Source organism: Arthrobacter sp. 8AJ (assembly GCF_902506025.1).
In the GTDB taxonomy this organism is placed as follows: domain Bacteria; phylum Actinomycetota; class Actinomycetes; order Actinomycetales; family Micrococcaceae; genus Arthrobacter.
In genome coordinates, this window is the sequence record NZ_LR733289.1 from 4084792 (window position 1) to 4091071 (window position 6280).

At 63.1% G+C, this 6280-nt stretch carries 5 protein-coding genes; 2 read left to right on the plus strand and 3 right to left on the minus strand.

Going from position 1 to position 6280, the window contains the following annotated elements; genetic code table 11:
• Positions 1–19: 19 nt before the first annotated feature.
• Positions 20–1435, minus strand: a complete 1416-nt coding sequence (locus BACI349Y_RS19005) for a ferredoxin reductase (RefSeq protein ID WP_159634525.1) — start codon at positions 1433–1435, stop codon at positions 20–22.
• On the minus strand, positions 1432–2736 hold the full coding sequence (locus BACI349Y_RS19010; protein WP_159634528.1) for an aromatic ring-hydroxylating oxygenase subunit alpha: 1305 nt from the start codon (positions 2734–2736) through the stop codon (positions 1432–1434). The genes BACI349Y_RS19005 and BACI349Y_RS19010 overlap by 4 nt, the downstream gene beginning before the upstream one ends.
• Before the next feature lie 157 nt (positions 2737–2893).
• On the opposite strand from BACI349Y_RS19010, the gene BACI349Y_RS19015 reads away from it, so the two are divergent.
• Both BACI349Y_RS19015 and fdhA read left to right on the plus strand, forming a co-directional pair.
• The gene (locus BACI349Y_RS19015) at positions 2894–3826 is read left to right on the plus strand and encodes a LysR family transcriptional regulator (RefSeq protein ID WP_159634531.1); all 933 of its coding nucleotides are present in this window, start codon (positions 2894–2896) and stop codon (positions 3824–3826) included.
• Between the two features lie 318 nt (positions 3827–4144).
• Positions 4145–5362: a formaldehyde dehydrogenase, glutathione-independent gene (gene fdhA, locus BACI349Y_RS19020; RefSeq protein WP_159634534.1), complete on the plus strand. Its 1218-nt coding sequence runs from the start codon at positions 4145–4147 to the stop codon at positions 5360–5362.
• Positions 5363–5508: 146 nt separating this feature from the next.
• On the opposite strand, the gene BACI349Y_RS19025 is transcribed toward fdhA, so the two are convergent.
• Complete coding sequence (locus BACI349Y_RS19025; RefSeq protein WP_159634537.1) at positions 5509–5952, minus strand: YdeI/OmpD-associated family protein; 444 nt, start codon at positions 5950–5952, stop codon at positions 5509–5511.
• Positions 5953–6280: the final 328 nt, after the last annotated feature.

Below are 6280 nucleotides of genomic sequence, written 5' to 3' on the forward strand. Positions count from 1 at the left end.
CCCGGACCGGCCAGTTCAGCTAGGCATCGATCACCAGATCCGTCTGGGCGGTGGAACAGCAGGGCAAGAACTTGCCTGCATCGATTTCCCGCTTCCGTATTCCGCCCTGGTGGTTCATTTCGACCTCACCCGAAAGCTTGACTACCTTGCAGGAGCCGCACATTCCTTCCTTGCAGTTGGCACCGATCCGCACGCCCGCGCGTTGGGCGGCACCGAGGATGTGTTCTTCGGGGTCGATCCGCACATTGATGCCGGTGCGCATGAAGGAGAGGGTGAGGCTTCCCGTTCCCACGGTGTCAAAGGTTGACGCATCAGGGGACGGGGCTGCGGGATCCGCCTCCGAACCACCCTTGGCGGCTTCGGTCGAGGGTGCCTCCGGTTCGACAATTTCCAGCGGCAGCCCTGATGCCTTCAAGGTACCGTCAGCGTCATAGCCGGGTTCGTATAGCCCGAACGCGGCGGGCTGGCTTTCGTAGTAGTCCTCTGCCGAGTCTGCGATTTCCTCGGCAATTTCCTCCGCGATGTCCGATGCCAGCGCGATCTCTGCCTGGTATTCAAGGAGGGTTTTGCGATCTCCGGAGAAGAACTCCATGTAGATCGAGGTGTCGTCGACGCCGACCTTCTTGAGCAGTTCAGTAGCGGTGTTCAGGTAACCCTCGGGGCCGCAGGCGTAGACCTGCCGGCCGTTGGCGTCGGGGGCCACCTCCTCGATCATTGCCGAGCTCAGCCGTCCGCTGAAGCCCTCCCACTCCTCAGGCCTGCCGCGGTCGCCCAGGGCGTAAAAGACCTTGACGCGCGAGTCAACGGAAGCGATGTAGGCCAGCTCCCGGTCGAATGCGAAGCCGCCGGCTTCCGCACCGTGGTAGAGCACCACCACGTTGGCGGTCCCGGGCAGCGAGTGGATGGTCCGCAGCATCGACATGATGGGGGTAATGCCCGCGCCCGCGGCCAGGAAAAGGTAGCGTGCGCGCCGGTCGGCATCGGGCAGGTGGAAGGCCCCCACGGGTCCCAGCATGTCCAGGACGGTGCCGGGCCTGACATTGTCGTGCACCCACGGCGACACCAGTCCGCCCGGGTCGCGCTTGACGGTGACGCTGAAGGTCCACGGTTCCGTGGGCGAACTGGACAGCGAGTAGCTGCGGTCCACGGGCTCGTGCTCCTCACCGTTCACCGGGAAGGCAATGTTGACGTACTGGCCCGCGCGGAACGCCAGGGGCGCACCGTCGCAGCGGCGGAACACGAACGTCATCATGCCGCCGGCCTCGGGGATGGTCTCGACGCACTCCGCCATGAACTCCTGCGGATGCCAGGGATCCAGGGCCCGGGCAGCGCGGGCCGGGGCCTCTGCGCTGCCCATGACCCTGTTCCACGGCATTTCCAGGCCGCGGATGCGCTGTGGCTCCTGGATTACCGTCTCGGTGAGGAGTTCCGTCATGCCAGGTGCTCCTGCACACGCTGTACGTACCAGTTGATGAATGCCTCTACCTGGTATTCGCTCTTCATGTAGGGGCCGGGCTGGTAGGCGGGGCTGCCGGCACCCTGCTGGCAGAGCTCAACGAACGCCTTGTCCTGCAGGTTTGTTTGCTTCCAGGTGTAGGTGAGCTTGTCCAGGTCGTAATCGACGCCTTCTTCGGCGTCGTCCGCTACCAGCCAGGTGGTGCGTACCAGTGATTGGTGCTCGTTGATGGGGAAGACGCCGAACGTGATGACGTGGTCGCCCAGGAAGTGGAACCAGCTGTTGGGCTGCAGGTGCATGGAGCAGCGGCCCAGGCGGAAGTCCGGCAGGTCGCCGAGGAGCTTCTTGGAGAGCCGGCGGCCGTCGGCCGAGAACGATTCGCCTTCCCCATCCAGGGATTCGCGGGATATGCGGATACCGGCAATGCGGGTATCGAGTTCCTCAACCACCTCGTAGGGCAGGCCGTAGCGGCGGCACCGCTCCTCGAGGGAGGACTGGGCTTCCTTGTTGCGGTCCCAGACCTCTTCGAGGTGGGCCGGGATCAGGCCCTCGGTCAGGCCCCACGTGGGAAAGAGCGAGCAGGCCAGTTCCGGGTGTCCGTCGCAGTGGTAGCACTCACGGTTGTTCTCCATGACGAGCTTCCAGTTGCCCTCTTCGATGATGTTCTGCTGGTAGGCAATTTTCGTCTTCGACAGGTCGTGGGGTGCGAGGTAAGGCTCAAAGATTTTTGAGGTTTCATCGAAGTCTGTGGGCGGCTCGTCAGCGATGCAGACGAAAATGAGTCCGGCCACCTCGCGGCTGTGGGCCCGCTTGAGGGCGAAGCAGTTCTTGTCAAACTTGGCCTCGCCGGGAGCGGAGGCGTGGATCAGGTTGCCCTCAGGGGAGTAGGTCCAGGAGTGGTAGCCGCAGACCAGGTTGCCGGTGGACCCGGTGGCTTCGGTAAGGACGCGGGCCCCGCGGTGCCGGCACACGTTGTGCAGGACGTTGACGCCGCCGTCGTCGTTTCGCAGCACGATCAGGGAGTAGGGGCCGTAGTCGACCGTGATGTAATCGCCTGGCTCGGGCAGCTCGGCAACGCTGCCGGCAAAGATCCAGTGCTGGCCAAAGATGGCTTCCATGTCGATTTTGAAAATCGTGGGGTCTGTGTAGAAAGGGGCGTCGAGTGAATATCCCGTGCGGCGGAACGCAAACAACTCGGTGATCTCCGCCAGCTGCTCTGCAGGCAAGGATGAAGCGAGTTTTCCGCGTGCGTTGAGGGGCTGGTGCACTGGAGCAGTCATGGTTTTTCTCCCGAGAAGCGTGGGTCAGTGTGCTGGTTTGCGAAGACGAGGGTTGCGTTTCCGCAGCCCGTTGCCAAAAGTCGTTGTAGTCACATTAGGGCTGCCGGGTCTGCAACAAAAGCGCAAGAATCAGCGGATAACCGTGCACAATATATGCATGATCGATCCAAGGCTCATAACGCTTCGCGTATTCGCCAGATGCGGCACCGTCAGCGGAACCGCGGAGCTTACGGGGTACTCTCCTTCCGCAGTCTCAGCGCAACTGCGTGAGCTCCAGCGCGTGCTCGGTCTGCAGCTGCTGACGAAGGACGGTCGGGGTGTCCGGCTGACCGCCACAGGCCGCTTCATCGTGGCGGGTTCGGACACCCTCATCGCGGATTGGGAGAGCCTGCGCGCGGCGGCAATGGAGGCCGGCGACCAAGTGCAGTCGCGTTTCGGCCTCGGTGGATTTTCTACGGCTGCCGCCCAGTTGCTGGCCCCTTTGGCCGCCACCCTCCGCTCCACGCGCCCCCAGCTGGAGGTGCAGGTACTCGAGGCCAATCCGGCCCGCTGCTTCGATTTGCTGGTGGCCGAGCGGATCGATCTTGCGGTCATCGTCGCGATGCAGTCCAACACCTATAGTGACGATGATTTGCGCTTCGAGCAGACTGTTTTGCTCGATGACCCCCTTGACGTGATCATTCCGTCCGACCATCCGTTGGCATCGCGGGAAACGGTGACGCTTGAAGAGCTGGCCTCGGAACCCTGGATCACCGAAGCCGCCGGTTCCACGTACCACGCCCTTTTCACCGCCGCGTTCACCGCAGTGGGGGTAACCCCGCGGATTGCACACGAGGCTGTGGAGTGGGAGACCCAGATCGCCTTCGTCGGTGCGGGGCTGGGCGTGGGCCTGCTGCCACGACTGGCGCCTCTCCATAGCGCAGAAAACGTCGTGCGGCTGCGCATAACCGGCAAAGGGCGGCCCGTCCGGCGGATTGTAGCTGTCGCTCGCCGGGGAAGCATCGGATCCCCCCTGATCCAGGAGTCACTCAGCATCCTGCAAACCAACGCCAAGCGGATCCTCGCCGCCCGCCCGGAAGACGACCTGTGACGCCGCATTGCACGGAAAGACTCGACGCCGGCTGGTGCAGGATGGTGCAGCAAAGGTATTAAAACCCTGTTGACCTGCTGTAATACCCCCTATACGCTGAACCCAGCCCTGGTATATCAGTCAACGAAGTCGGAATATATCTCTAAAGGGGTTGGTGATTGCGAGCACCCTGCTCCGCCTTCCCCCGCGATCCGCGGCTATCCCCGGGAAAGCACTTTTCTCCATCGCAGACCCGCGCAACATGGAGTTCGCCGTCCATGACCGGATATCCCGGGCTTCTCCACACGCTCCGCAACACCTACCGATAAGGAAGTGGCCATGTCAGGAAACAGAGCAGTTGCCTACAAGGAACCCGGCGTCGTCGAAATCATCGACACGGACTATCCGACGTTCGAACTCAAGGACGGCCCGGGCGTCAACCCGGCTAACGTTGGCCGCAAGGTACCCCATGGCGCGATTCTCCGCACGGTGACCACCAACATTTGCGGCTCGGACCAGCACATGGTCCGGGGGCGCACCACCGCTCCGCAGAACCTGGTCCTTGGCCACGAAATCACCGGCGAGGTGGTGGAGGTGGGGCCCGACGTCGAATTCATCAAAGTGGGCGACATTGTCTCCGTGCCGTTCAATATCTCCTGCGGCCGCTGCCGAAACTGCAAGGAGCGAAAGACCGGCATCTGCCTGAACGTCAACCCGGACCGCCCGGGCAGCGCCTACGGCTACGTCGACATGGGAGGCTGGGTGGGCGGACAGGCCGAGTATGTGCTGGTCCCCTACGCCGACTGGAACCTGCTGCGCTTCCCGGACCGGGACCAGGCCCTGGAAAAGATCCTGGACCTGACCATGCTCTCGGACATCTTCCCCACGGGCTTTCACGGGGCCGTGACCGCCGGCGTCGGTGTTGGCTCCACCGTTTACGTGGCAGGCGCCGGACCGGTGGGCCTTGCTGCGGCCGTAGGCGCGCAGTTGCTTGGCGCCGCCGTCGTGATTGTGGGCGACATGAATGAAGACCGCCTGGCGCAGGCTAGGTCGTTCGGCTGCGAAACCGTCAACGTGACGAAGGGCGACCCGAAGGACCAGATTGAACAGATCCTGGGAGTTCCCGAGGTGGACTGTGGCGTGGACGCCGTCGGCTTCGAAGCCCGCGGCCACGGAAAGGATGCCTCCCACGAGGCGCCTGCCACGGTCCTGAATTCCCTTATGGACATCACGGCCGCCGGCGGTGCCCTTGGCATTCCCGGCCTCTACGTCACCGGAGATCCCGGTGGAATTGATGAAGCAGCCAAGCACGGCTCCCTCTCGCTCTCCCTGGGCACCGGTTGGGCGAAGTCCTTGTCCTTCACGACAGGCCAATGCCCGGTGATGAAGTACAACCGTCAACTGATGATGGCCATCCTGCATGACAAGGTCCAGATCGCAAAGGCCGTCAACGCCAAGGCCATCCCGCTCGAAGATGCTCCGCGCGGCTACGCCGAATTTGACGCTGGAGCCGCAACAAAGTTCGTGCTGAACCCCAACGGCTATGTGAAGGCGTAGGAGGAGACGAGGGATGCCGGGGGGTCCGGGGCACTCCGCCACTGCGCGGCTGTCCTGCGGCCTCCGGCACCCGCAACATTCCCAGTAAGACCCGCCGGCGCTGGAAGTTCGTCTCGCTGCATTTAGCGGCGTCGAACCTTATGGTCCTACTTTCTGCCGGCCTTTAGGTCGCTTAAAACCTTCACGATCCGGCGTGACCGCGTGTCTGCGGTCTTGGACGCGGCAATCGGTTCCACGTAGCGGCGCTGGCTGCTGTAGCTCAGGGTCTGGTAGAAAGCTTTCGCCTCGGGGTCGGCATCCAAGGCGGCAGCAAGGTCTGGCGGAATGTCGACGCTCCGCGGCTGGGTGTCCAGCTCCAGGTCCACCTCCACGACGTCCCCGGCAGAGGTACCGGTAAGCTCCCGGTTGGCCGCGCTGAGCCCGATCATGTTGAGCCCGCCCATCACGGCGACAGTACTGCGGTAACTCTTTCCGTTTACAGTCACGACCACGGGCGGCCGCTTTCCTGCATCAAGCGCCCGAACAATGTCCTCGGGAACCTCGATGCCCACCTTGTTGCCGCTCCCCCGGAGGGTAGTGCTGAATTTCATCTCCAAAGTATGCACCCTCCCAGGAGCCCTTGCCTCACCTGCCTGATCAGCGGAAACTTGAGGTACCGGGCTATGCAGTCAGCTGATCGGCCGCCATCAAGAGCCAGGCCCCCATGAGTACCAGCATTGATCTTCAGCCCCCGCTCACGCTGGCGCTGGTGCAATCCGAAGTTCCCCGAAGTAACAGCCGTGAACACAGTTGAGGCCGTCTTTCTGATTCTCGGCGCCGCCTTCATGTGGGTTGGCAGGACTGTCTTCGCCCTCCTGAAGTTGCGCCGCCGCAGGAGAGGTTCATCGCTCGTGGCTTCCACGCCCCCTCCCCCTGCCC

Coding starts and splice junctions, on each gene's coding strand:
- BACI349Y_RS19025 (WP_159634537.1), bottom strand. CDS start 5,952: ATGAAATTCAGCACTACCCTCCGGGGGAGCGGCAACAAGGTGGGCATC.
- BACI349Y_RS19005 (WP_159634525.1), bottom strand. CDS start 1,435: ATGACGGAACTCCTCACCGAGACGGTAATCCAGGAGCCACAGCGCATC.
- fdhA (WP_159634534.1), top strand. CDS start 4,145: ATGTCAGGAAACAGAGCAGTTGCCTACAAGGAACCCGGCGTCGTCGAA.
- BACI349Y_RS19015 (WP_159634531.1), top strand. CDS start 2,894: ATGATCGATCCAAGGCTCATAACGCTTCGCGTATTCGCCAGATGCGGC.
- BACI349Y_RS19010 (WP_159634528.1), bottom strand. CDS start 2,736: ATGACTGCTCCAGTGCACCAGCCCCTCAACGCACGCGGAAAACTCGCT.